The sequence below is a fragment of the Niallia sp. Sow4_A1 genome (assembly GCF_052116745.1).
In the GTDB taxonomy this organism is placed as follows: domain Bacteria; phylum Bacillota; class Bacilli; order Bacillales; family Cytobacillaceae; genus Niallia; species Niallia hominis.
Genome location: NZ_JBQKKM010000063.1, coordinates 1 through 23,738, shown reverse-complemented (window position 1 = coordinate 23,738; position 23,738 = coordinate 1). Strand labels below are relative to the sequence as shown.

Annotated in this window: 27 protein-coding genes; 24 read left to right on the top strand and 3 right to left on the bottom strand. The window is 30.7% G+C overall.

Annotation, left to right across the window (positions count from 1 at the left end):
- Positions 1 to 726: 726 nt before the first annotated feature.
- A complete protein-coding gene (locus ACTQ5K_RS22910) occupies positions 727 to 1,890 on the bottom strand; it encodes a tyrosine-type recombinase/integrase (protein WP_047944793.1) in 1,164 nt (387 codons plus the stop codon).
- 284 nt (positions 1,891 to 2,174) lie between these two features.
- On the opposite strand from ACTQ5K_RS22910, the gene ACTQ5K_RS22905 reads away from it, so the two are divergent.
- The 6 genes from ACTQ5K_RS22905 to ACTQ5K_RS22880 all read left to right on the top strand — a co-directional run bounded on the left by ACTQ5K_RS22905 (position 2,175) and on the right by ACTQ5K_RS22880 (position 8,098).
- Positions 2,175 to 2,498 (top strand): hypothetical protein, encoded by a 324-nt coding sequence (locus ACTQ5K_RS22905; RefSeq protein ID WP_144545643.1) that lies wholly within the window; start codon positions 2,175 to 2,177, stop codon positions 2,496 to 2,498.
- Positions 2,499 to 2,632: 134 nt separating this feature from the next.
- Positions 2,633 to 3,613 carry a helix-turn-helix domain-containing protein gene (locus ACTQ5K_RS22900; protein WP_251630131.1) on the top strand — a complete coding sequence of 327 codons (981 nt, stop codon included), beginning with the start codon at positions 2,633 to 2,635 and terminating at the stop codon, positions 3,611 to 3,613.
- A gap of 431 nt (positions 3,614 to 4,044) precedes the next feature.
- Positions 4,045 to 4,602: a sigma-70 family RNA polymerase sigma factor gene (locus tag ACTQ5K_RS22895; RefSeq protein ID WP_441994350.1), complete on the top strand. Its 558-nt coding sequence runs from the start codon at positions 4,045 to 4,047 to the stop codon at positions 4,600 to 4,602.
- Complete coding sequence (locus ACTQ5K_RS22890) at positions 4,595 to 5,515, top strand: hypothetical protein (RefSeq protein ID WP_251630130.1); 921 nt, start codon at positions 4,595 to 4,597, stop codon at positions 5,513 to 5,515. Before ACTQ5K_RS22895 ends, ACTQ5K_RS22890 begins: the two co-directional genes overlap by 8 nt.
- A gap of 305 nt (positions 5,516 to 5,820) precedes the next feature.
- On the top strand, positions 5,821 to 7,182 hold the full coding sequence (locus ACTQ5K_RS22885) for an IS4 family transposase (RefSeq protein ID WP_048717398.1): 1,362 nt from the start codon (positions 5,821 to 5,823) through the stop codon (positions 7,180 to 7,182).
- A gap of 694 nt (positions 7,183 to 7,876) precedes the next feature.
- Positions 7,877 to 8,098, top strand: coding sequence for a hypothetical protein (locus ACTQ5K_RS22880; protein WP_336044841.1), 222 nt, complete (start codon positions 7,877 to 7,879; stop codon positions 8,096 to 8,098).
- Between the two features lie 158 nt (positions 8,099 to 8,256).
- Here ACTQ5K_RS22880 and ACTQ5K_RS22875 read toward each other — a convergent pair whose 3' ends face one another.
- Entirely contained in the window at positions 8,257 to 8,412 is a 156-nt protein-coding gene (locus ACTQ5K_RS22875) for a YvrJ family protein (protein WP_341152931.1), read from the bottom strand.
- A gap of 124 nt (positions 8,413 to 8,536) precedes the next feature.
- On the opposite strand from ACTQ5K_RS22875, the gene ACTQ5K_RS22870 reads away from it, so the two are divergent.
- The 18 genes from ACTQ5K_RS22870 (at position 8,537) to xerS (ending at position 22,618) form a co-directional block, all read left to right on the top strand.
- Positions 8,537 to 8,758 (top strand): hypothetical protein, encoded by a 222-nt coding sequence (locus tag ACTQ5K_RS22870; protein ID WP_441994349.1) that lies wholly within the window; start codon positions 8,537 to 8,539, stop codon positions 8,756 to 8,758.
- Positions 8,727 to 8,903, top strand: coding sequence for an RNA polymerase sigma factor (locus tag ACTQ5K_RS22865; RefSeq protein ID WP_441994348.1), 177 nt, complete (start codon positions 8,727 to 8,729; stop codon positions 8,901 to 8,903). The genes ACTQ5K_RS22870 and ACTQ5K_RS22865 overlap by 32 nt, the downstream gene beginning before the upstream one ends.
- Positions 8,846 to 9,061, top strand: coding sequence for a helix-turn-helix domain-containing protein (locus tag ACTQ5K_RS22860; protein ID WP_441994347.1), 216 nt, complete (start codon positions 8,846 to 8,848; stop codon positions 9,059 to 9,061). Before ACTQ5K_RS22865 ends, ACTQ5K_RS22860 begins: the two co-directional genes overlap by 58 nt.
- Before the next feature lie 21 nt (positions 9,062 to 9,082).
- Positions 9,083 to 10,021 carry a DUF1702 family protein gene (locus ACTQ5K_RS22855; protein WP_441994346.1) on the top strand — a complete coding sequence of 313 codons (939 nt, stop codon included), beginning with the start codon at positions 9,083 to 9,085 and terminating at the stop codon, positions 10,019 to 10,021.
- A gap of 2 nt (positions 10,022 to 10,023) precedes the next feature.
- Entirely contained in the window at positions 10,024 to 10,398 is a 375-nt protein-coding gene (locus ACTQ5K_RS22850) for a hypothetical protein (protein WP_441994345.1), read from the top strand.
- Positions 10,399 to 10,412: 14 nt separating this feature from the next.
- Positions 10,413 to 11,633, top strand: coding sequence for a polyketide synthase dehydratase domain-containing protein (locus ACTQ5K_RS22845; RefSeq protein WP_441994344.1), 1,221 nt, complete (start codon positions 10,413 to 10,415; stop codon positions 11,631 to 11,633).
- Between the two features lie 3 nt (positions 11,634 to 11,636).
- Entirely contained in the window at positions 11,637 to 12,074 is a 438-nt protein-coding gene (locus tag ACTQ5K_RS22840) for an acyl-CoA thioesterase (RefSeq protein ID WP_336045532.1), read from the top strand.
- A 94-nt stretch (positions 12,075 to 12,168) separates the two neighbouring features.
- A complete protein-coding gene (locus ACTQ5K_RS22835; protein ID WP_441994343.1) occupies positions 12,169 to 12,945 on the top strand; it encodes a helix-turn-helix transcriptional regulator in 777 nt (258 codons plus the stop codon).
- A gap of 79 nt (positions 12,946 to 13,024) precedes the next feature.
- Positions 13,025 to 13,951 (top strand): DUF6073 family protein, encoded by a 927-nt coding sequence (locus tag ACTQ5K_RS22830; RefSeq protein WP_251630110.1) that lies wholly within the window; start codon positions 13,025 to 13,027, stop codon positions 13,949 to 13,951.
- Positions 13,952 to 14,054: 103 nt separating this feature from the next.
- Complete coding sequence (locus ACTQ5K_RS22825; protein ID WP_251630111.1) at positions 14,055 to 14,543, top strand: SRPBCC family protein; 489 nt, start codon at positions 14,055 to 14,057, stop codon at positions 14,541 to 14,543.
- Between the two features lie 63 nt (positions 14,544 to 14,606).
- A complete protein-coding gene (locus ACTQ5K_RS22820) occupies positions 14,607 to 15,857 on the top strand; it encodes a S8 family peptidase (protein WP_251630112.1) in 1,251 nt (416 codons plus the stop codon).
- 55 nt (positions 15,858 to 15,912) lie between these two features.
- Positions 15,913 to 17,175, top strand: coding sequence for a cation:proton antiporter (locus tag ACTQ5K_RS22815; protein ID WP_251630113.1), 1,263 nt, complete (start codon positions 15,913 to 15,915; stop codon positions 17,173 to 17,175).
- Between the two features lie 35 nt (positions 17,176 to 17,210).
- Positions 17,211 to 17,759: an NADPH-dependent FMN reductase gene (locus ACTQ5K_RS22810; protein ID WP_251630114.1), complete on the top strand. Its 549-nt coding sequence runs from the start codon at positions 17,211 to 17,213 to the stop codon at positions 17,757 to 17,759.
- A 1,001-nt stretch (positions 17,760 to 18,760) separates the two neighbouring features.
- On the top strand, positions 18,761 to 19,567 hold the full coding sequence (locus ACTQ5K_RS22805) for a hypothetical protein (protein ID WP_341100877.1): 807 nt from the start codon (positions 18,761 to 18,763) through the stop codon (positions 19,565 to 19,567).
- Positions 19,568 to 19,589: 22 nt separating this feature from the next.
- Positions 19,590 to 20,144, top strand: a complete 555-nt coding sequence (locus ACTQ5K_RS22800) for a hypothetical protein (RefSeq protein WP_152112342.1) — start codon at positions 19,590 to 19,592, stop codon at positions 20,142 to 20,144.
- 92 nt (positions 20,145 to 20,236) lie between these two features.
- A complete protein-coding gene (locus tag ACTQ5K_RS22795) occupies positions 20,237 to 21,034 on the top strand; it encodes a hypothetical protein (RefSeq protein WP_341100875.1) in 798 nt (265 codons plus the stop codon).
- Complete coding sequence (locus ACTQ5K_RS22790) at positions 20,997 to 21,431, top strand: helix-turn-helix domain-containing protein (protein ID WP_341100874.1); 435 nt, start codon at positions 20,997 to 20,999, stop codon at positions 21,429 to 21,431. Before ACTQ5K_RS22795 ends, ACTQ5K_RS22790 begins: the two co-directional genes overlap by 38 nt.
- A gap of 80 nt (positions 21,432 to 21,511) precedes the next feature.
- Positions 21,512 to 22,618 (top strand): tyrosine recombinase XerS, encoded by a 1,107-nt coding sequence (gene xerS, locus ACTQ5K_RS22785; RefSeq protein ID WP_341100873.1) that lies wholly within the window; start codon positions 21,512 to 21,514, stop codon positions 22,616 to 22,618.
- A gap of 406 nt (positions 22,619 to 23,024) precedes the next feature.
- Here the strand turns inward: xerS and ACTQ5K_RS22780 are convergent, their stop codons facing one another.
- Positions 23,025 to 23,264, bottom strand: coding sequence for a hypothetical protein (locus ACTQ5K_RS22780; protein ID WP_144545499.1), 240 nt, complete (start codon positions 23,262 to 23,264; stop codon positions 23,025 to 23,027).
- Between the last annotated feature and the right edge of the window lie 474 nt (positions 23,265 to 23,738).

Genomic DNA, 23,738 nt, shown 5'->3' with positions numbered 1-23,738 from the left:
CCAATTAACTACCAATGGATATGATAATGTAAAGCGTATACTTTACGCAGATTGGCGAGAGAGTGAAGGCATACATGTAAGTCCTAAATAAAATTTGTTAGGATAAGAGCACATCAATTTTCTTGGTGAATATAAACTTTAGTCTTCAACAATCAGGCGCTTTAATGAAGTAACTAAAGCCTAATTTTTCACTTATAACACCGAGAAATTAGACTTTTTATATTTTGATTTCCTTAACGTTGTAAATCCGCATTTTCCTGACGCTACCCCTAATAGAACCCTGAAAAGAATAACGAAAGATATAGAAATCGGACAAGTATTTAAAATAGAAAAGGTTAATGGGGATTGGGTCGCATTCACGAAAGACAAAAAAGATGGTCAGAGAAAATGAATTATGGTTTAATAAATTACTAATAGGAGTAGTATTTATGAATGACGTTTGGGACGTATCAATGCTAAAAGGTGTAGCGGATGTGTGAGGTTACCAAATAAACGCAACAAGCGCTACAGAAGCTGTCTTGGTCGCTGAACAATCCTTTTTAGGTAAGGTCATAAGGGAGGCTTTAGCGGAGTACGCTTAAGACTAGATGAAGACAATGAATATAAACTCGTTATAAATGTGATGGTACAATAGACAACAAGGCGGACTGAATAAGGTCTGTTTTTTTTGTTTATCAAAGGGTTGTACGAATATACAACCCTTTTTTTTATATTGTCACCTGTAAATCACAATGAATTAATGATACTTGAATTTTTCCAAGCATGTCCCGCATTGTTTTCTCTTCTTGATTTCTTCTGCAGATAAATAGATGTTGTTTGAATCGATTTGTGCCCCAATGCAATTTTAATTTGATCCAAACTCGCCCCTTGATCAGAACTAATTTGTGCAAAAGCATGTCTTAGTGTATGTGGTGTAATTGGATTTTTCCTTGTTTTGATGAAAGGTAAATCCGCTTCATTAATTTTTTTTGTTAAATAATTAGATAAATACTTATAATTGTATGGTTTCCCTTTGTTCGTCATAAAAATATACGAATTATCACTACCATCTAATATAAAATCTAACCGTCTTGTTCGTCGAAATTTCCGTATTTCTTCTATTATATATGGATGTAAGAGTACCTCTCTTTCATGTCTCCCTTTTCCTAATACATATAACCAGTAATCTCCATCCACATAAGAAATATCCGATATTTTACTATGACATAATTCGTTTATTCTAAGCCCTGTTGTAATTAAGGTTGCTAGTAAACCATGAACAATGGGATGGTCTTTATAATAGTCCAATATCTGCACTACCTCATTTTTTCCTAAATCCCTATCTGGCCGATCAATATCCCGCACATTACTACTCAACATTTTTTCATGCAGCGGAACTTCTATATACTTTGTTTTATACAAAAAAGAAAGAAATCCTTTAAGAACTACCATTTTACGACTCAGTGTAGAAACTGCGTATGGCTTCTTCCCCTTCCCTAACGGAGCTGCAGCTAACCACTCTTGAAATTTTCTAATATGTACATGATTGAGTAGTTTAAATACCTGATAGGGATTTTGCTGTGCATTTAAATCTAATCCAATGGAAAAAGCATTTTCTATTATCTGTTTATACATGATAAGTAAATCTCTGCTGTACTCTTTGATGGTGTTCTCCATTTTATTCTTTCGTATATCCATATCTTTCTTTTGGTGTAAAAATAAATACATCATTTCCAAGTCATTTATTTCCTTATTGTTAGATACGTCCTCCATAATGATTAACTCGTCAGGTAAATTTTGAAATAGCGATGGATCTGTTAAAGTTTTTGAAAACGATGCGATGGACGACTGACTTCCAGTAAATTCTAACGAATTTTTGTTCGAATGGAATGAAATTTCCTTTTCTAGCATTTTTTCACCTCTTTTAGCATTTTTTGAAAACAAAGTGATTATATGGTTATATGTGACTCGTTATTAATTTAATTTAGGTATATTTAATATCTACTTCTATATTAGTAGAAAAATACTTTATTTGTCTACTATATATACATATAAATAAAATTAATATTTAAAATACATTTTAATATAAAATAGTAGGTATTATATTTTTTTATATAAAATAGATATTAAACCTTTGTTTAATATTAAGATACATATTATAATCTTATTAATGATAAAAGGAAGAGGTGGATTTTTTGATTAGCGAAAGTTTATACCGAGCATTAGATGAAAGTACTTTTTTTGTAAGTAAATATGAAGTGCAAGTGAAAACTTATTTCTTACAAAAATCCAAATATGGTCTTAGAGTGCAAGTTAGTAGATTTGTAGATAAAAGAGGAAGTTTGAGTCGAGAAAAAGATACAGTGGAGATTAAATTATTGATAGGGGGAGGAGGGGTAGTTATTGATAAAACTTTTAAAAGTATTACATTAGAAAAACCAACAAGAAAAAAGGTAGAAGAATGTATAACAGATTTTTTAGAGAATGCTAGTGAGTATTGTAAACAAAGCAAGAATTAATACATAAATTAGAATTATTCCCCAATTGAATATTGACTATAGTAAATGGTAACATATAAATAGATTATAATATTGAGTTAATATTAAATGATATGTAAACACTATTTTAATAATGATTAGTTGGGGAGAATAAAATGGGCCAAGAGGATAAGAAAAAGCAAATTACTACAAAACAGGCTGCGGAATTATTAGGTGTTGCTGAGAATACAGTTTTATCATATTCCAGACAAGGCATATTAACTGCAGTGAATGAAAAAAGTTGGCAAATTGACAATACGAAGTACTTTTATATAGATGATGTAGAAGAGGTAAAAGACAAATTAAAAAAGCCAGGACTTAGCACTGGTGAAGTTGCTGCACAATTAGGTGTATCTACTGTAACGGTATTTAACTATATAAAGGATGGTAAACTTACAGCAGAGAAAGAAGTTTATAGAGGTAGGGAATTATATTTTATTAAACAAACGGAGCTTGAACGTTTTCAAAAAAATTATAAAAATATTAGAAGTAGAAATAATAAAGAGTTTTATTCCAAACCAAATAAACGTGGTTGGTTTCAATTGTTTATTCATGAAAGAAGTGAAGAACATGGAAGATTGATGGTTGGGGAAGATGAAGATTACTTTTTATTAACTGCTAGTGGAAATAAGATTCCATATACGAAAATTGAGCAATATGGTTTTAAACCGGTTTATTTAATTGAAAGAGGTTCGATAATTTCCAAAAGGAAATTTGCTAAATTTGAGTTCCCTTATGAAAATAATGTTGAATCTAATATATACTCTTTCTTAGATAAATGTTATGAATATATCACTCCAACAAATATGAAGATGAACATAAATAAAGAAAAGATAGAGTTAGAAATTAAACCATATTGTTTCCCTTACGATACTTTAGATGAAGATACGATAAAAATTATTAAGGAATATATGGTGGAAGGTTCCATAATCTCAACGATTAAAGGGATTTATATAGATTCTGAATATGACGTGTTATCTTTAGAAATACCATCTCAGGTTAAAGATTCTTTGAAACGAATTGCGTCTGAAAGAAATTTGACTTTGGAAGAGTTGGTTTCTGAAATTCTTGTAGAATATGTTAATGAAAAACACTAAACTCTTTATCAGTATAAACTTATTGATAGTCATGGGTTATTCACAACTTAGGAGTTATGAATGAACATTTATGAAACTAACAGGTGATGGAACATTCTATAATGGCTGTTAATATAGAAGATCCAGTCATTATAGATGAGAAACTGATAGTTTTGAAGGGATTTACTACAGGTTGCAATATGCAGCCTTTTTTTTGTAGCCCTTCAAAGCGAATGAGTCGGTTTCCTGGTGGTTTAATCCAACGATCGATCTAGCACAAATAGCACAAATAGCACAAAAGACGCTAATATCATTTTCTTTGTTAATATCTCACCAGGATTCCCATATGGTTTTTTCTTTCTATAAATCTAATAAAAATATTTTTATTGAATAAGGGAACTTTAATAAAATACGGTTCGTCTATTTATAAAATAAATTAAGGGGAACAGACATTGAATCGAGAAAAAATGGATATAGAGGAGATTTTACAAACCGATATAGATAAAAAAGAAAAACTTCACTATCTTATTACTTTATATGGGAATGATGTTCTTAAAATTTCTTACATTTATTTAAAAAATATTCAACTTGCTGAAGATGTTACCCAAGACGTTTTCTTAAGATGTTTAGAACAATTAGATAACTTTAAAGGTAACTCATCATATAAAACTTGGGTGATTAGAATTACGGTAAATCGTTGTAAAGATGTTTTAAAAAGTTGGTCATATCGAAATCTTATTTTATTAGAATCCTTTTCTTACTTCAAGGATAAAAATACTAATTATGTAGATCCCCTCCATAATACTGAGGATTATTCTTTGTCAGAAAAAGTAATGCAATTACCAATTAAGTTAAGAGAGGTTATTATATTATTTTATTATGAGGATTTTACTATTGACGAAATGTCAAAAATATTAAAAATTAATCCAAATACTGTGAAATCTAGAATGCATCGGGGAAGGGAAAGATTAAAAAAAATAATATTAGAAGGAAGGAATAATAATGGATAATGAACTTGAGAACTTAAGAAAAAAAATGGACAGTACAGTATTAAAGAGCATTAAATTCACAAAAAGACATGAGAGTTTAATATATGATGCGATATCTAATTCTTCTAAAAATAAACAAAGATTTAAATTGAAAATGGCACCTTTTATTAGTCTGTCATTTATAAGTATTATTTGTCTAAGTTTATTGTTCCTAGTAAAGGAAAATTTTATTGATAATACTCTTAACGAAGATCATATACGCTCTGTTAATAATTATATATATACTCCTCCAATTCAAGAGGAAAATTATGAAGAATTGAACAAAGAAGAAATACTAACAAAAATGCTTAACTCCATCGACTACTTTGACACAGCAAGCGGTACTTTTGAATTATACTATGCTAATAGTAAAACAAAAATAAATGTTGATTTCTCGTTAAGTATCAGAGAAAAGTCTGGTGGGGCCATAAATTCAAAAATCAATGTAGACGGTGAAACCAGAACAATAAAAAGTTCATATAAAGATTTATATATCGCTTCAAAGCCATTGTCCATAAAAGAGTATTTTAATACTGATGTTAATGGAGAAGATGTGACAGAAAGTAGATGGTTTCCACCTATTGAAGAAGCTGCTAATTCCTTATTTCCTTATGATATTGCATCCAACTATACTAGAAACTTAGATGACTGGGAAATTGAAAGTCAAAACGAACCTATTCTTGGACATAATTCACTTGTGATATTTGGGGAAATGAATAATGTAGAAAAGTCTAAGGCAACTAACTTTCGTTTTTGGGTAGATAAAGATAGTGGAATTCTTATTAAGTATGAAACTTATAACAAATCTGGGGATATTATTGACTACCTTCATCCTTCAAAGTTAGAAGTAAATAAACCTGTAGATATATCATTATTTAATAATGATATAAAATAATGTACTTGTACCCTTTAGTTAAAGCTTAACTGCGCCCCAATTGTTAGAAACATCTAACAATTAGGGCGCAGTTCACTCTAACTTTTGTGATGCAGTACATTCTCACGGGTGGTACTTATTTAAGTCTAAATATAATCTACTCAACTTTCGCACCTTGAAAATCGACCTTGTTTTAGGTCTATCAAAGCTTTAAGAACGCTCACTTTAGGTGCTTGACAATTACTTTTAAACAGAAAAAGCACCTCAATCTTTGGTATAGTGGAATTGACTAGAAACCATTACCACAAAGAAGAGGTGCCTTCTCTATGATAAAGGAAAAACACTCGAATGAGCAACTACCAAATGAACTTTCTGCCGTATTCTCTGAATTACAAGTGTCGAAGTACCTTCGCCAAGCGGGTATTCGAAAAAACTTTGGGTTTTCATGTGCCTATCTGTTTCAGCTTGTTTTTAGTCTAATCTTTCATCAAAAAAATTGGTTTGCCCTTGTCACTTCAAAAAAGAGCGAGCGTTATCCGGGTAAGGATACCGTCTATCGTTTTTTAAATCATTCCAAGTTTGCTTGGCGGAAATTTCTTTTATTCTTTAGTACAGCTACCATTCAAAAGGTCAGTGTGCTTACATCAATGGACCGTCCGAAAGTGCTTATTATTGATGACTCTACATTTGATCGAAATCGTAGTAAGAACGTGGAATTGCTTGCCCGTTGTTTTGATCATGCTTCCTTGAAAATGCGATTTTATAAAGGATTTCGAATGCTTACATTAGGCTGGTCAGATGGGCATACCTTCATGCCTGTTGACTTCTCTTTACTAAGCTCAAAAACCTCTTCTATTAATGGAATCAACGAAGAAATGGATAAACGATGTTCTGGTTATAAGCGTCGTGTTGAAGCTCTCCAGTCTGCGCCTGATCAAATCCCATCAATGATTGAACGGGCATTATCCAGTGGAATCGAGGCCTCTTACGTGTTGATGGACACATGGTTTACTCAACAACCTTTGATTCAGGCAATCGTCGAACAAGGGCTTGACGTTATTGGTATGGTCAAAAATGCAAAGCAACGTTATCAAATGAATGGTCAAATGGTTTCATTAAAAGAACTCTATCGGTTAGCGTCACCACTTCAAGGAAAGAAAGGGCTTCTTCGTTCCGTCATGACGACGATGAAAAACGGTGTACCCGTTAAAGTCGTGTTCGTTCAAAATCGTAATAAGAAAAGCGAATGGCTCGCGATTCTTAGCACAGATTGCACTCTTTCCGAACAAGAAATCGTCCGTATTTACGGGATTCGTTGGGATATTGAAGTGTTTTTTAAGACGACAAAATCGCTCCTTCGCTTACAGAAAGAATTTCAAGGACGCTCCTATGACTTACTTATCAGTCATACAACCATAGTTTTTACTAGATACATCATTCTATCTTGGCAAAATCGTTGCCACACAGATGAACGCACATTAGGTGGCTTATTTTATGACCTTTGTGATGAAGTAAATGAACTTGATTGGGCTGTCGCATTGCAGCAATTAATCGAGCTTCTTCAAGATGTCTTGAAGAAAACCAATAAACAAACACAACAATTACTTAAAAATCAACTATCACAATGGATTGCAGGTCTGCCTAGTTATATCAGAGCTTACCTGCCTAATTTGGTATGCGAAAGTTGAGTTAATTATTTTGTTATGGGTAATGATAATAATCTCTTTTCGTTTATAGAAATGCAAATCTGTTTTGCTAAAGCAATTAATTAGCTATTTGATAATTCTAGGACAACTAAAATTACGTTTGGATTAATTTGAAGAGTCTTTAGTATTTGATCAAATTCTAATGTAATAGCTTCTTCTATAACTATCCAAATGATTGTTTAATAGGTGGATTCTTGATGATTGCACAAAAAGAGAAGTATCTGATAAAAGTTCAAACGGGAATAACGCTAAAGGCAGTGGTACCCTTCCAGCAAATCGTTATCGTCTGCAAATATAGATGATTTAGGGATGGAAATCCAATTTATACAGGGCAATACTTAGATTATAATGAGGTTGCTTTAGTATCTGATATAACTTACAATTATTCAATTACACCAGTAAGTAAAAATGGTAGAGGAGTAAGTGTACATAAACATTTAAAACGAAAGTAGGAGCATTAGAGATTTTAAGTGTTCCAAGTAATAGTGAATTGTCTGAACTAACACTTAGTGGTGATAAACAATATACTTATTGAACTTTCGATAAGACAATTGTTATTAAAGATACAAGTAAAGTTAGGGATGGCTGGAAGCTACAAGTATCAAGTGGAAAATTTAAAAGTATAGATACAAAAAGAATTTCTCTGGAATGTCATTAAAACTGAAACCAGTGGAGAATGTTACCAACGATAATAAACGAAGTTCAGTCAAACGTATTAAAGGATACAACTCTTATTGAAGCAGACAGTGAAAAAACAGGCCAAGGAATTTATGTAATTACTTTACCTTATGATGCATTGGAGATTATTCTTGATCCGGCATTTGGGTATATAAATTCAGATGGAAGTCCTCTAAATTATGCTATAGATATTACATGGTCAATAATGCCAGATAACTGAAAGCTATTTTAAGGTAAAAGTGATTTTCATGATTGTAAAATAGTACATTTGTTGATGATTGAATCCAATCATCAGTTTTTTATCTCTGCTTTTTATTAACAAGTAGTTCTTTCAATAAAAACACCCATCCGGGTGTTTTTATTGATGTTTACTTCGAATTACTTATTCCATGTTCTAATTACTTCGGTTAATCCCTGAATAGTAGACTCTAAAGCCTCTATTTTTTTTTCAAATCTAATTAATAAATACATTGTGATTACAACAGGAAATCCAAAATTTCCTATAGTTGTAATCCAGAATTGAAGATCATCCATAATTATCCCTCCTTTTTTTAAATAGTAAAAATAATTTAAAGAATACAACATAATATTTCACTTTTTTGGTTGTTAATTTCCAAATATAAATTACTAGAATTATAGAGGGGGAGGGTGGTCAGAAATGAGCAATAAGTTATACACCCATAATAAAGAAGATTATTCGATTCTATTAAGGAGAGCTGCTTGGAGAATGCAGTATGTCTCAAAGCAAATTCAGAAAAGAGAGGTGAAATTTGAGGATCCGAATTATTTTGGGAGTATATCTACATTTGAAAATGATTTAGTTTCTAAGATTTTTGTTGATGAAGTAAGTGATAAATACTATACCGAACAGAAAAGGTAGATACGTAGTTAATAAGGTAGTTATTGAGGGATATACAGAAAAAGAAATAGCTGAAGAGCTAAAAATTTCTCAACAGGCGGTGAACAAATGCAAGCAACGAGCGCTTCATTATCTAAGAAAGTACCTCTTAATTTCAATCAATTAGTATATTTGGCGAATGAAGGTAATTATCAGGCTATGGAAGAGTTATTAAAGATTTTTGAAGATGAGATACAGTATCTTGCTAGTTTTCTGAGGATTCCAAGAGAAGATGCAGTTCAATGTTTAAAAGTTGAACTTCTTAGTATTGTAAAAAAATTGTAATGATAATAGAGGGGTGAACCCATGTTCAAACGAATGTTAAAGATTCCATATAAATTGGTGAAAGTTACAGAACGTGGATTTCAAGTAAAGGAGCAAAATGCAAAAGATAATTTAGAGAAAGTTGGTAGTACATTTCTTGATGGGTATCACTTTGTTATTAACTTTCCAAATAATTTTACAGGTAAGTTAGAAAGTGTACCTCAACAATTTAGGGGTTTTGCTTATGAAGGTGCTGCAATGGCCTTGATTATACAAGATAGTATAAGTATGTTTAAACGTTCTCGATTTAGGCATTTTTTAGAGGGTGCCGGAAAACATCATAATTATATGTTACATATCGGAGCGGGATGGGCATATGCAAAATTTCCTCTTCTTTTTAAAAAGGCATTCAACAAACATGACCCATTATTAAAATGGTTGATTGTTGATGGAATGGGATTTTATTACGGATACTTTGACTGGGACAAGTACATTAATAAAAAACAACTACCTAGGATAATTAAACAAAATGTTAATTTAAGTAATGTTTATTTTCAAGGACTTGGTAGAAGTCTCTGGTTTGTTAAAGGTGGGGACATATACGAAATTAGTAAAACAGTTGATTCTTTTGAAGAAAAAATTAGAAGTGATTTATGGAGTGGTGTTGGTCTTGGAGCAGCATATGCAGGACCATTAAATATTGAAACTCTAAAAAATTTAAAGAAAATAGTTGGCGAATATTTTCCATGTTTAGCTCAAGGAATAGCGTTTGCTGCAACTGCTAGATATCAAGCAAATACTCCATCTGCAAACACAGAGCTAGTAAGTTTAAGTATTTGTGGTATGAACTCAAAAGCGTTATCAGAGCTCACAGCTTTTGCATTAGAAGAAGCATCTAAAGTTACAAACAATTTAACTGTTTATGATAACTGGAGAAATATTATTCAAGCTGAATTTTATATGAATGGAGCTGGTTATTAAAAATGAATCCAAAATCACACTTTAAACGAACAATTAAAAAATATATTTCTATTGTTATTGTAGTAACTCTCTTTTTTTCTATGCACATATTGGATTCCAAAGGGGAAGCAAAAGAGAATTTTGATTTTGATGAGTATGCTATTAGTGGAAATATAAAAGATAAAGAGGAAAGGATGATTAGAGAGGTAAATCCAAGTTATGAAAAAATAAAATCATGGATATCTTCGGTAGGTGCAGGTATTGCTATTAACGACATTAACAATGATGGACTATCTGATGATATATGCTTAGTTGACCCACGCTACAATAACGTTACCATTCAATCTGCAAACGTAAGCGTCAAACCATGTGGGTATAGTTTGACGCTTACATTTTAGGTAAAAAAGATCAAATGCCTATATTTAAAGAATTAAAATTTAATTACCCTATTACAGTGGATAATTTAGGAACTAAAATTAGAATATCAGGGCTTGTAATAGGTAAAAACAAGGTAAAACTAAGTATTAGATCAGAGAAAACAAATTATCTCTTAGACCATGTAACTGGAATCTGTCAATATGGTTCAGGTAATAGAATTAGTCCTTTAATTCATTTTGATAATGAAAGTAAACATAATATTTTAACACCTAATCCTTCAGAAGCATTATATAAAAATACTTTATTTCAAAAAGGTAGATTTAAAAATATTGTTTGCTATAAATTTGTAACAGCTTTAAAGAGTATCTCACTAGTAGAAAATACTCAATATAAAAATTGGTTTGGTAAATATTTACCGCAAAATTTAATAACCAAATCAATCGGCCCTAGAGATTCGTTTCTTCATTCTCTACAAGCATGTTTTCCACATAAGCATTTGATTCCAGTTTCTGTGGAAAGTGTAAGAATTAACAAAAACATAGACCAGCATGAATATCTCATTGTCACAGGTATTGAGAAAAATAAAAACGATGATTTATTAGAATATGACCTACAAGTAACTTCGGAGGATGGTACTGTTTTAGAGACTTGGAAGGGGCTTTTGTTGAAAACTATTGGAGAAGAATTACCAATAAAAGAATGGAATCCGTATTTACTAGGTTCCTTTTTAGAGAGAAAGATAAATGAAAGTGAAAAAAATCTGAATATAAGAGTATTTTTAGATAAAGCCATTAAGAAAATTGATAATAGCATGTATGCAAAACAAGTGGTATCCAATTTTGCTCGCATTCTTAGAAGAAGTGACAATAAACCTGAAACAGATGAAATTAAAGTATCTTGTTCTAAAGTAGATAATCTAGTTTTAGCAGCTTCTAGTAATAAAGATATTGGTTGCGATATTGCTATAGTAGAGAATCTGAGATGGGAAAGTTTGCTAGGACAAAAGTATTTCAGATTGGCAAAGTATCTTTCAGATGAAACAGGGGAATCCCTTGAGATAAGTGCTACTATGGCATGGACTGTTATGGAATCGTTAAAAAAATCCGGAAAACTCTATAATCATCCTGTCACTATAAGTTCTATCAATGAAAATTTTGTGGTGTTTAACTCTGACAATACACTAATTTATTCTTATTTAGCGAATGTGTACGATGAAGATAGATCATTTATTATAACTTTAGCTATGGAGGTTTAATTATTGAAAAATTATAGTTACCAACATACAGTTAGTTTTGAAGAGACGAATCTAGTGGGCAACGTTTACTATACCAATTATGTTAAATGGCAAGGGATATGTAGAGAATTCTTTTTGAAAGATAAAGCACCAGATATTATAGATTTGTTGCAAAGAGGATTGTATTTAGTTACTACAAAAGTTTCTTGCCAATACCTTTCAGAATTATTTGCATTTGATAGAGTTGAAATTAAAATGTTTTCAGGTGGTACTAAATTAAATAAGGTCAAGATGCTATTTGAATATTGGAAAGTTAGTGAGGACTCGACTCCATTAGAGTTGGTGTGTAGAGGTGAGCAAGAGATTGCTTGTTTATATAAAGAAGACGGACAACTTAAGGTCATTGAAGTACCAGATTCCTTGAAAAAAGCTTTAAAAAAATATGAGGTAGTTAATAAATAATTACTAATTAGGCAAGCCTTTTTGGCTTGCCAGTATGTGGTTGATAACTAAATAATGTTTATTTAAAAATTTTAAATAAAGGAATTGATTGACTATGTTCCCAAATGTAATGAATAAATATCAGTATGACATTGTACTTAAATCAATTGAATATATGAAAAACAACTATTCAGACGATACATTAACCTTAGATTCTATCGCAAACTCAGTAAATTTAAGTAAGTTTCATTTTAATCGAGTATTTAAAAAAATAACGGGAATTCCGCCAAGGAAATATCTAATGTCCATTAGATTATATAAAAGTAAGCAATTGTTACATGAATCTAATTTGAGGCTAACAGATATTTGTTTTGATGTAGGCTACAATAGTTTGAGTACTTTTACTTCTAAATTCAAATCAGAAGTAGGAATATCTCCTTCAACATATAAAGAAAAAACTAGTATTTTAGATTTCAAAGAGTTACAACATAAAAAGGTTAATGGAGGGGAGATTACTGGAAGAATTATAGCACCTCCAAATTTTGTAGGAACTATTTTTATTGGATTATTTAATGAGTTTATACCTTCTGGTGAGCCTATTGCTTGTTCTATACAAAATAGGGATGGTGATTTTTTAATTGATGGCTTCCCTAATGGTGAATTTTATCTATTTGTGGCAGGAGCTAATAAAAAGGACGGACTAAGATTTCCAATAGATACAGATAATCTATATCGCTGTATGCATTTAGAAAAAATAAGTGTAAAGGATAATTCTATTAACTTAACTTATCCATTAAAACTAAGAGAAAAAAATATTGCAGATCCTCCGATAATTCTATCTCTTGAACATTTATATAAAAAATATGAAAAAATATTTATGAGAGCAAACTAGAACAAAAGATGCTTTTATAACCTTGCTAGAATAAAGTTATCCAATTGCAATTGGTAAAAAATTCTCAGGAGGTAAAAGTATGAAGTATACCATTCATTTAACAATGACTCCATTTGTCGGTGAAACTCTTAATTCAGATCAAGCAACAAATTTATTAAAATCATTGGTGGATTTTACAAAGGATGTTGAATTTGGTTATGTGAATGCTGCCAATAGAGCAGCCACTCTAGTTGTGGAAACAGATGAACCAAGTGACTTAATTAAAAAAGTTGTTCCTTGGTGCATTGTTACAGGTGAACATCCAGATGTAGAGCCAATTGTAAGTTGGGATGAATTTGTCGAATCACTGGCGGACATTTCGGGAGTTTCCCTAGCTGAGATTAGAGGAGAGGACGCAGCACCTCATGGTTGCTGTGCAACAGCTAAGAAAATAGAAGACTTACAACCATTTAAAATGCCAGAAGGCGGTGAAGATCTTCTAGACTTTGTTACTTGGGATACTATTGAAGTTCCTGGTGTTGGGGAAGAAACGATTGAGTTAAAAGGTACTTATATGATTCAACGTGACCATCCTTCTTGCTCAAACTGGAATGATGCATCTATTGATATTAAAATGAAGGGTTTAGATGTTAAGGGAGAAAGTGAAAAACTTGGTAAAATAGAAGTTAGTATTAATGAAGATTACAAGGTTTCCCAAGGTCAGGTTTTACCAGGAACAGCAGTTCCAAGCGTTGAAAGCGGGGCACCAAAACATTGCCAAATGAATAACTATGCTAAGTTTAATTTAAAAGATATTGGCATGACAGTCTTTAATAAAGAACCAATCGAACTTACACATAAAATTACACATGTACCACCAGTCGGACAAGGTGGAGGTACTGGCGATATTAAGATTCCGTTGTATAATATGGAAGATCCTGACGGTAAACCTGTAGCATATTTAAAAAAAGTTAGAACACATATAGGGAATTTTTGCAAAGATAAAAATCACAATCACAACCATTAATTGAAAAAAATACAAAAAATTAATGAAAAAATTCTAAAAATTCTTGAAAACCATCTCTCTAATGGTAAAATTAGTATATAACAACCATTAGGGAGGTTTTTTTTTGGAAAACAAGATTTCTAATTCTTCAATAACAAAAGAAGTGGTAATAAATGCCCCTAAAGACCTTGTGTGGCATGCTTGGACAATCTCAGACAGAGTTTCTCAATGGTTTGCACCTGTTACAGTAATTGAACCAAAAGTTGGAGGTGCTTTCGAACTCTACTTTGATCCTGGCAATGAAGAAGGTATGAACACAAAAGGTTGTAAAGTAAAAAGTATTGTTCCAAACAAAGAATTGGTGTTTACATGGAAGGGACCAGATCAATTTGCTTCCATAATGAATTCAGATAATGATTTAACAATAGTAAATGTTTACTTAGAAGAACAAGATGATAAAACTATAGTAAAAGTACTTCATAAGGGTTGGAAAGACGGAGAAGAGTGGGATGAAGCAGTTAAATGGCACGAAATGGCGTGGCAAGGAGTACTTTCTAGTTTAAAGAATGAAATAGAAAAAGGCGAAGGAATTTTATGTTGTCAACCTGAATAAGAAGTTGTTTTTTCGACCTCCTCAATTACTTGTAATTAAAGGGTAATTGAGGAGGTTTTTATATTGGAAAAAAATTATCAAAAGTGTGATGAATCATTGATTAATTATGTCGAGACGAAAGGAGACAATCATGAAAAGGTTAAGTTATTAATTCAATTTAATGAAGATCATGAAGCAAAAGTACAAAATTTTCTTTTGGATTGTGGATGTAACTTTCAAAAACAATTCTCTAATATTAATACTTACTTAATAGAGACTTCACTAGATTATTTAAATGAACTTAATAATCATGATTCAATAATCAGAATTAATCTTGATAGACCTGCATGGTTACTATTAGATACAGCAGTTCCTAGCACAGGAGTTAATAAGGTTGATAGGAAATTAAATCCGCAATCATTGACAGGTAAGGGAATAAATGTAGCGATTATAGACACTGGAGTACATCCACACGAGGATCTAATTACACCTAACAATCGGATAGTTGCTTTTAAAGATTTGGTAAATCATAAAATTGAGCCATATGATGATAATGGACATGGAACACATGTAGCTGGTTGTGTTGCTTCAAATGGTTTATCGAGTGATGGAATTTTTGAAGGCACTGCACCAGAAGCAAATATTATTGCCATTAAGACTATGGATGGACGAGGTAGAGGTACTATATCTAATATAATTGAAGGAATTGAATGGGTTATTGATAATAAGAATACTTATAATATTCATATATTGTCACTATCTTTAGGAACAAGTCCATTAAGGTCTTATAAAGAGGATCCATTGTGTCAAGCATTAGAAAAAGCTTGGGAAATGGGAATAGTAGTCCTAGTTGCAGCTGGGAATGAAGGACCAAAGAGTAGCACTATTGGTAGTCCAGCCATACATCCACAATTAATTACTATTGGTGCAACTGATGATATGAATACAGTTGAAAACAATGATGATGTTATAGCAAACTTTTCAAGTCGTGGACCTACTAAAGATGGTTTTAATAAGCCTGATCTTGTAGCACCTGGTTCAAATATTATATCTTTAAGGTCACCAGGCTCATATAGTGATATAATCAGCCCAAAAAATAGAGTCAATGAATATTATTTTAATATGTCTGGAACTTCAATGGCTACTCCGATATCGGCAGGCTTAGTTGCTTTATTATTAGAGCAAGATAATCAACTTTCTCCAAATGAAATTAAGAAACTATTAATTGAAGGAGCTATTGACATATCAGATGATAAAAATGCAGCAGGATATGGAATTGTTAACTTTCAAAATTCATTAAACGTATTAAACAAATATAAGAATAAGTGTTTGTGAGGATTACTTGAAATTTAAGCTATGATTTATAGAAAATAATAACTTGGAGGGACCTATGAACGATTCAATAATAGCACAAGTAATTCTCCAGATGTTTGTTCTGCTTTTAACTGCTAAGGTGCTAGGATTTCTCTTTAAAAAAATAAATTGTCCAGAGGTTGTAGGGGAGTTTTTGGCGGGGTTAATTTGGGGACCATCTTTTATGAAATGGATGTTACCAAATATTTATAATTTTATATTCCCCATGAAATTTGAAAATCTTGACCAAACGGTTATGGGAATAGTAACACTATTTGGATTTCTAACAATGTTGTCATTGTCTGGAGCTGAAATGTCAAACTTTCCTCGAAAATTAAAATGGACGATTTCATGGCATACGCTAATAAGTTTACTTACATCTATTATTTTTGGCTACGCGATTTTATGGTTAGTGCCTATGGTAATGATTAAACCAGATATTCCTTTGTTCCATGTTGGGATATTTATATCTATTTGTTTGATGATGTCTGCAGTACCTATAATCTCTAGAGTTCTTAATGATTGGGGAATAGCATCTAGTAAAAACGGACAGTTTCTATTATTCTCGACTATCGTTGTAGATTTTGTTGGTTGGATTCTGTTATCAATAGGAATTTTAATTACATCTTTTCAATCTACAAAATACTCAGTACTTACTATAACTAAGAATGTATTTGTAATGGTAATAGGTGTAATTCTACTAATGTTAATAGGAAGGATACTGATAAATATTATTAGTAGAAAAAAGCTTAATTTTCTATTTTGGCCAGCATTCTTAGGCTTTAGTGTATATACTCAATTTGTCACTAAAATTAACCTTTATTTGGGAGGATTGTTATTTGGATTAACAATAGCGTCTATTCCACAATATAGAATGAAATTAAAAAAAGGATTAAGCGGTTTTTCAAATGAAGTTTTTACTCCATTATTTTTCGCGATGGTAGGTCATCATGGAAATATATTAATATTTAAAAACACAGAAATATTATTATTTACAGTAATTTTTTTAATTATAGGTATGATTGTAAAACTCATTCCATCACTTATTCTAAAATACTACAAATTTAGTTGGAATGATTTGTGGATGATTACGCTATGTTTAAATGCTAGAGGTGGGATGGAAATATTTGTTGCAACTACAGGATTATCAATAGGTATCTTTAACAATGAGATGTATACAGTATTAATTACCACTGCTATATTAACTGCTATTACATGTCCTTTAGTTATGAATATGTATATGCAGAAAGTTAAAGGAAAACATAAAACAACTAATCAAAAATCTATTAATTTAATTTAATTTGCAATGTCCTAACGTAAACAGGAGGTGGAAATTTGACTATTAATGTTAAAGCTATTATTGGTAGTACAAGTTCCAAGTCATACAACCTTAAACTAGTTAGATGGTTAAAAAAATACTATTCAGATAGACTTGAGATAAATCCAGTATTTGTGAATAATTTAGAAATGTTTTCAGTTGATTATAAGAAACATAGTATTCCAGAAAATGTTAAAATATTTAAAGAAACAATAAAAAACTCAGATGCACTGTTATTCGCAGTTCCAGAGTATAACTTTTCCATTTCAGGTGCTTTGAAAAATGCTATTGATTGGCTGTCGTATGACGATGAACTTATTGTTAAGGGCAAGCCTGGATTAATAATAGGATCCTCTACTGGAATTTTAGGAAGTGTCAGAGCTCAAATTCATTTAAGAGAAATTCTTTCCAATCCATCTTTAGCAATAAATTTAATGCCTGGCAATGAAGTTTATATAGGGAGAGTTCATGAAAAAATAAATGAAACAGGCGAATTAACTGATAAAAGCACAAAAAAGTTCTTAGATACTGTTATTAATAATTTCATTGAGTTTAACAACAAATAATATAAACAAGATAGTAGAAATATAAGACACTCATAGGATTTTTTAAGAAAAAATGATGAGTGTCTTTAATAAAATTATCTCTTACTAAAATGATAAGGATGTCCTACATTGAAAAATCCATCACCAGAAGGAGAAGTAGTTAGTCAACGTGGTTGAAGTAATTTTTTAAGTAAACTTCATACTAGTATTCTCCCTATGTGTTACATCTATTATTATATAAGTTAGAGCCTTCCTACACTTGCTTATGTGACAAGGCTCTTATACGTTTATAACTCTCCTAAAACATTTAATAAACGAATAAATTATTTTTTATTTATCTATTTATTTTTTTATCACTCAAATTCTGAGGCCCTTGAGAAGTATCCTCTATTAATAACCTTTTTTATTCAGTAAATCTCGTATTCTATCAGCTTCAAAAAAATCTCTATTCCTTTGATTTCTCGGACAATTCAATCATTACTAGCGAGTATTATGATACACCAGAAAATGAAATCCTAAATATTATTTACTTTTTATCCAATGCGGAATATCAATTAGATATGGAATATAAAGAAATGTTTAACTTTTAAGAAAAGAAATGCATATTCATTATTTTATGAGTAAGAAAATGAAGTCATTTGGAGTGATATTTACTGTTTTATTATTTGGTATTGCAGGATTATAAGATTCAGTATATTTGTTTCACTCGTCAATTGAAAAAGGGGGGGGAGATTTTTTTGTTTTAATTATTCGTATAATACAAATTTTACGAATAAATATATAGAAATCAGAATGTATGTTTGGTATAATAAAAAGGATTAGAATAATCAATATTCTAATCCTTTTTATTATAGGTATGGGAACTACGCACCGCTGATTCAATGGCGCAGTGAGTACTTCCACCAAGTAATAAATAACGTGTCGCTATTTAAAGGCGCAACAAGTTATGTATTACTATACCCAAAATTAATGATTTATATATTATTATGCATGATTATAATTAAATTGTAAAGAGGGATTTTATGGAAAGAGACTTTGGGAGTATAAATTTAAAAATATTTTTTGATGAAAGCGGTAAAAATCAAACAAAACCTCATTTAATGGGCGGTTTAGCAATTCCAGAGTCTTATTATAACTCGCCTAAAGTACTTGCTTTAAATGAATTAATAAGAAAAAAAGAAATTCATTGGACTGCCTATGGAGGTGATAGTACAGAGAGAAATATAATTTGGAAAATAATATTGACATTGCTAGAACACCAATACCTATTGAAAATGAATGTTATTTCTTATAACCAGTCAAAGATTGAGGAAATTTCCAAAAAAATCAAAAATGTTTATGAAAATATTGCTGATCAAACAATTTATATGAAATTTCCTGAAAGGATAATATATGGACTTTTAAGAAAATATGGTTCTCATGTTCACTTAAATACTCAAATTTATATAGAACATGATACCACTTATCAAAATAAAAATTACGATTTAAGAAATCAACTTTTTGAACAGTTGAATATACAATCTGTTTATAGAGGTGAACACTTTACTATCCAAGAATCTAACTATTATTCAAAACAAGAAGAAGTTGGTATTGAATCAATAGATATTCTTTTAGGTATGGTACGTACTATAATTCGCAACGACTCCCCTACTTCCAAGAGAATTAGAGAAAAAAATAATCTAGTTATGAAGTTGCTTCTAAATGAAAAATTTTATCGTTTTATTACGCAAATTAAATACTTTGAATGGTCAAATTCTCCAGAATTAATTGAAGTAGACTTTGAAAATTATGTTCATATTTTTATGAGTTCAAATCAGATATTCGAATGAGAAATCTAGGATGGTGGTAAATTTGAAATATGATAAATTATATCTTATTAAAGTAGCAAAAGAGAATGCAGCATATTTTTCATCAGTTTCAACCTGGAATCAGCATGCTCAAGAGAATAATCTTCCAAGAGCAATGACATTTTCATATTATTTTGGGAGTTGGAATAAGGCTAAAGAGGAATTGTTTCCGAACATTGAAGTTTATAATCCATTCTTATCTGATTATACCAAAGAAGATCTTATAAAATTCGCTGAAACATATAAAAAGGAATTTACTACAGCTAGAAACTGGAATGATTTTAGTAAAGTACAGGGTCTTCCCTCTTCCAAAGTTTACATTTATATATTTTCTTCATGGAACAACGCTAAGAAAGTGATTTTTAACAATTCATCTGTTAGAAAACGATATTATGAAGAAGATGAACTAGTAAATATTGCTTTAAAACACAACAAAGTTTTCACAACTATTAGTCAATGGACAACTTATTCTAAAATTAATAATCTCCCCTCTTCCAAAGTCTATGAACAACGTTTTGGCAGCTGGAATAAGGCTAAAGATAAAATATTTAATTCTTAAAGTAATAGAAGATGTTCCTCTGCCATCTGTTATAAATGTAACTTCATTTTTTATTATTATTACTTCAATGATTTAAAAAGGAGATGAAAAAAATGACTAAAATAGTTAGTTTGTTTAGTAGAAAACCAAATATGCAATATTTTTACAAAATTTTATCAAGGTTTGAGAGAGAAGTAGATTTCATAGTAGCTGATTATGCTCAATGGAGTGAAAAAATAGAAAAAGCAGATTTTGTAAGTAATGTAAATCTATATAAAAGACAAAACAGTGAAGAAACATATGAGGAATTATTTGCTAGGATTTCGAGTGCATTAACGGTGATAGAATCCCTCTGGAATTATTATGTTTTTGAAGATGATTTTATCAAGCGTACAAATGAATTAAATAGGAAAATAACACAACTTAAGAAAAGTGTGAGTATGGTTAAACAGAAATCAGATGAAATTACACAGGAATCCTTTTCACATATATTAAAAAAGATATGTGAAGAAAAAAACAATACAATAACTAGAGAAAATATCAAGAACATTTTATCAGTTTCTTATTCTGATTTTATTAATGAAATATTGATTCTCCCAATACATATAAAAAAGAAAGCCTATTTGTCACTAATTGAAACATATATTTTGGATTGTCAACATGGTAACTTTCGTTCTAGTAAATTTTCAATGAAAGTAGCTGAAGGTATTCATAACTTACCTTTTTTCTTATCCCGAGACCTAGAAAATTTTGATGATGATTATTTTTGGCATCCTATTTTCAATTCTAAAACAAAAAATTATTTAGTTCAGCATTTTTTTAAAGGGTTAGTAAGTGCAATTGTATATCATCCGTCAGGGAGTGATTATTTAAATGAAATCAATACCTCAAAGAGACATGAAGCCCATTAAAGAAAAGGTAGCAATACGGTTAAAAGCAATTCAAAAAGAGTATAGTCTATCTTTATCAGAAATGGCTATGTTATTAGAAATTCCAAAAGCTACTCTCAATTCGTATCTTAGAGGCTTAGCATTACCACCACTTTCGGTAGTAGAAAAATTTAACTTTAGCGATTTAGATGTTGAATGGCTTTATTACGGAGATATAGTTGAATATATAGGAGACTATTTGCTATTCAGAGGGCATGGGAAATTTCTAGATAGTCACCCGAATACTCCGCAGATGGTGTATCTGATGTATGACATAACTACTAGTGGTTCCAATCCTTCTGAAAAGGTAAGTTTAACAGATAAAGATATAGAGAGATTTTTTGAGAAGTACTATCGTGAGTGTATTAAACAAGTTTAAAAATAAAATAGTTTTAGAATTTAAATTGTTCGTAAAGATTGTATTATACGAACAAATGTTCTTGTTTGGAGGTGAGCCGAATGGCTATAACAAAACAACATGAATATTATGAAAGGCGACTAGAGGAACTTCTAAAGGAAATGCCAGACTTTATAAATGAATATGTAGAAGCCAAAATGGATAATCGCTCCCCTCTTACCCTATTCAATTATGTTAGAGATTATAAGGAGTTTTTATCTTGGTTAATGGCTGATGAAAGGGTCAAATGGTCTAGTTTAAAAACATTTCCAGTAAGCTTGTTAGGATCCCTTCCCCTATCAGATGCACAAGATTACTTTAAATATGTCAGTCGTAAAAAGTACGAGAAAGCAAATGAATCACATAAAATAAGTTCAAAAACGGTTAATAGGCATAAGTCCTCCCTTCGTTCGCTTTTCAATTATTTAACGATTGAAGCAGAAGTTTCAGGAACACAAGGTGAACCTTACTTTCATCGAAATGTAATGAAAAAAATTCCTATCAAGAAAGTTTCGGAAACTTTTAATGAAAGAGCACGAAAGATTTCGGAGAAAATTTTTATAGGAAATGAAGATCTCAATTTTTTGGAGTATATAAAAAACGAATATGAAAACACTCTTTCCCCTTCAGAATTAAAGTTCTTTAATCGTGACAAGGAACGAAATTTTGCTATCATTTCATTATTTTTGGGTAGCGGAATTAGAGTAAACGAACTGATAGAATTACGCCTTAAAGATATAGATAGTAAAAATAACGAAATAAGTATTATTAGAAAAGGCGGTAAGAAAGATACTATTCCAGTTACTCCTTCTTCGATGTTAGATGTATTAGATTATCTATCTATAAGAAATGAAAGGTATAAAGCAGGAAATGAGGAAAGTCAGTATCTATTTGTTAAACAATATAAGGGAGATACACTCCCTCTTACTGCACGTGCTGTTGAGAATATAGTTTATAAGTATACCAAATCATTTGATAAACGAATGGCCCCCCATAAATTAAGACATACTTACGCTACTAATTTAGCAGAACAAACAGGAGGAGACATTCCGCTTATTATGAACCAATTGGGTCATACACAATCTGACATTTCCTTGCTTTATATCAATACATCTAGAGAAAAAGCTAAGCTTGCTGCAGAACGTCTTGATCAAAGGAGAAATAAATAACAAAGGGAGCATTAAAGTGATAACTTAATGCTCCCTTTGTTTAGAAATAATAAAGATGATTAAAAATAAAATAGCTGTTTAAAAAGTACAATAAAGTCACTTCGTGAACGTAACATCCATAAGTAATTTTTTTCGTTGTTACTTTGACTTACTTAACGATAAACTGGTTGCTCTGTTCTACTAATAATTTCAGAATCTTTTAACCCATGTATTTTACGAGAATACTCAGTCCCACACTTCGGACATTCGCCTACCATTCTAGGAGAGAAATCCTCTGAATATGAAAAGTCAATCACATTATCACAACTTTTATTAAAGCACTTGATTTTCATATGAATAATTGTATGATCTAAGGTTGGTTCAAAAAACATTAAATCACCCTTTTTGTTTAATTATTTGTTATTTATTATAAATAACGCACTTCTACTGAAGGATTGAGATCCTGAATTACTATACCTAAATCTTTTTTTATTTTATCTGAAGCCTTAACTATTAATGAAATGTGGTTAATATCTTTGTTTGGGTTATTTTTATCTCCATTCAAATCTGCTTTTTCTGTTGCACTCTCAATATTAATTTTAGTTGCTATTTTTGTTTCTCCTATTGTAAAAATTATTTCTGCATTTTTAGTTTTTTTTGAAAACACAATCTGACTTCCTTTCTTCTATTAGTGGGTGCAAAGTTTGTAATTCCCTGAATATGATTTTTCAAAAGCCAAGGTTTTTTAAACTTTATATTTTATAATTAAGCTCTTTCTTTTTCCTTTCTCCTTTATAAAATTTTAAAAGAAAATCAACTACTATTCCGTACGTTTGATGAAGTGAAGATAGCCAAACTTTAGGATGAATATAGCCTAATAATCCACCAATAATTAATTTTTTGTACACAAATAATAAAGTTGTTGAAAAATAATATAGTTATTCCTGAAATATTCATAGCACTTTAAAAGATGCACGTTTTTCTAAAATGCAGGTGAGAGTTTTCTATCTTTTTATAAGATTGAACATTCTCTAACCTTTAAAATCTAATTAATTTATTTCCCATTGGAAATGTCCTATTTTTAGGCAGACTTCTCCCCTTAACTGAAATTTAAATTTTTTTCAGTTGGTAAAACCAAGTT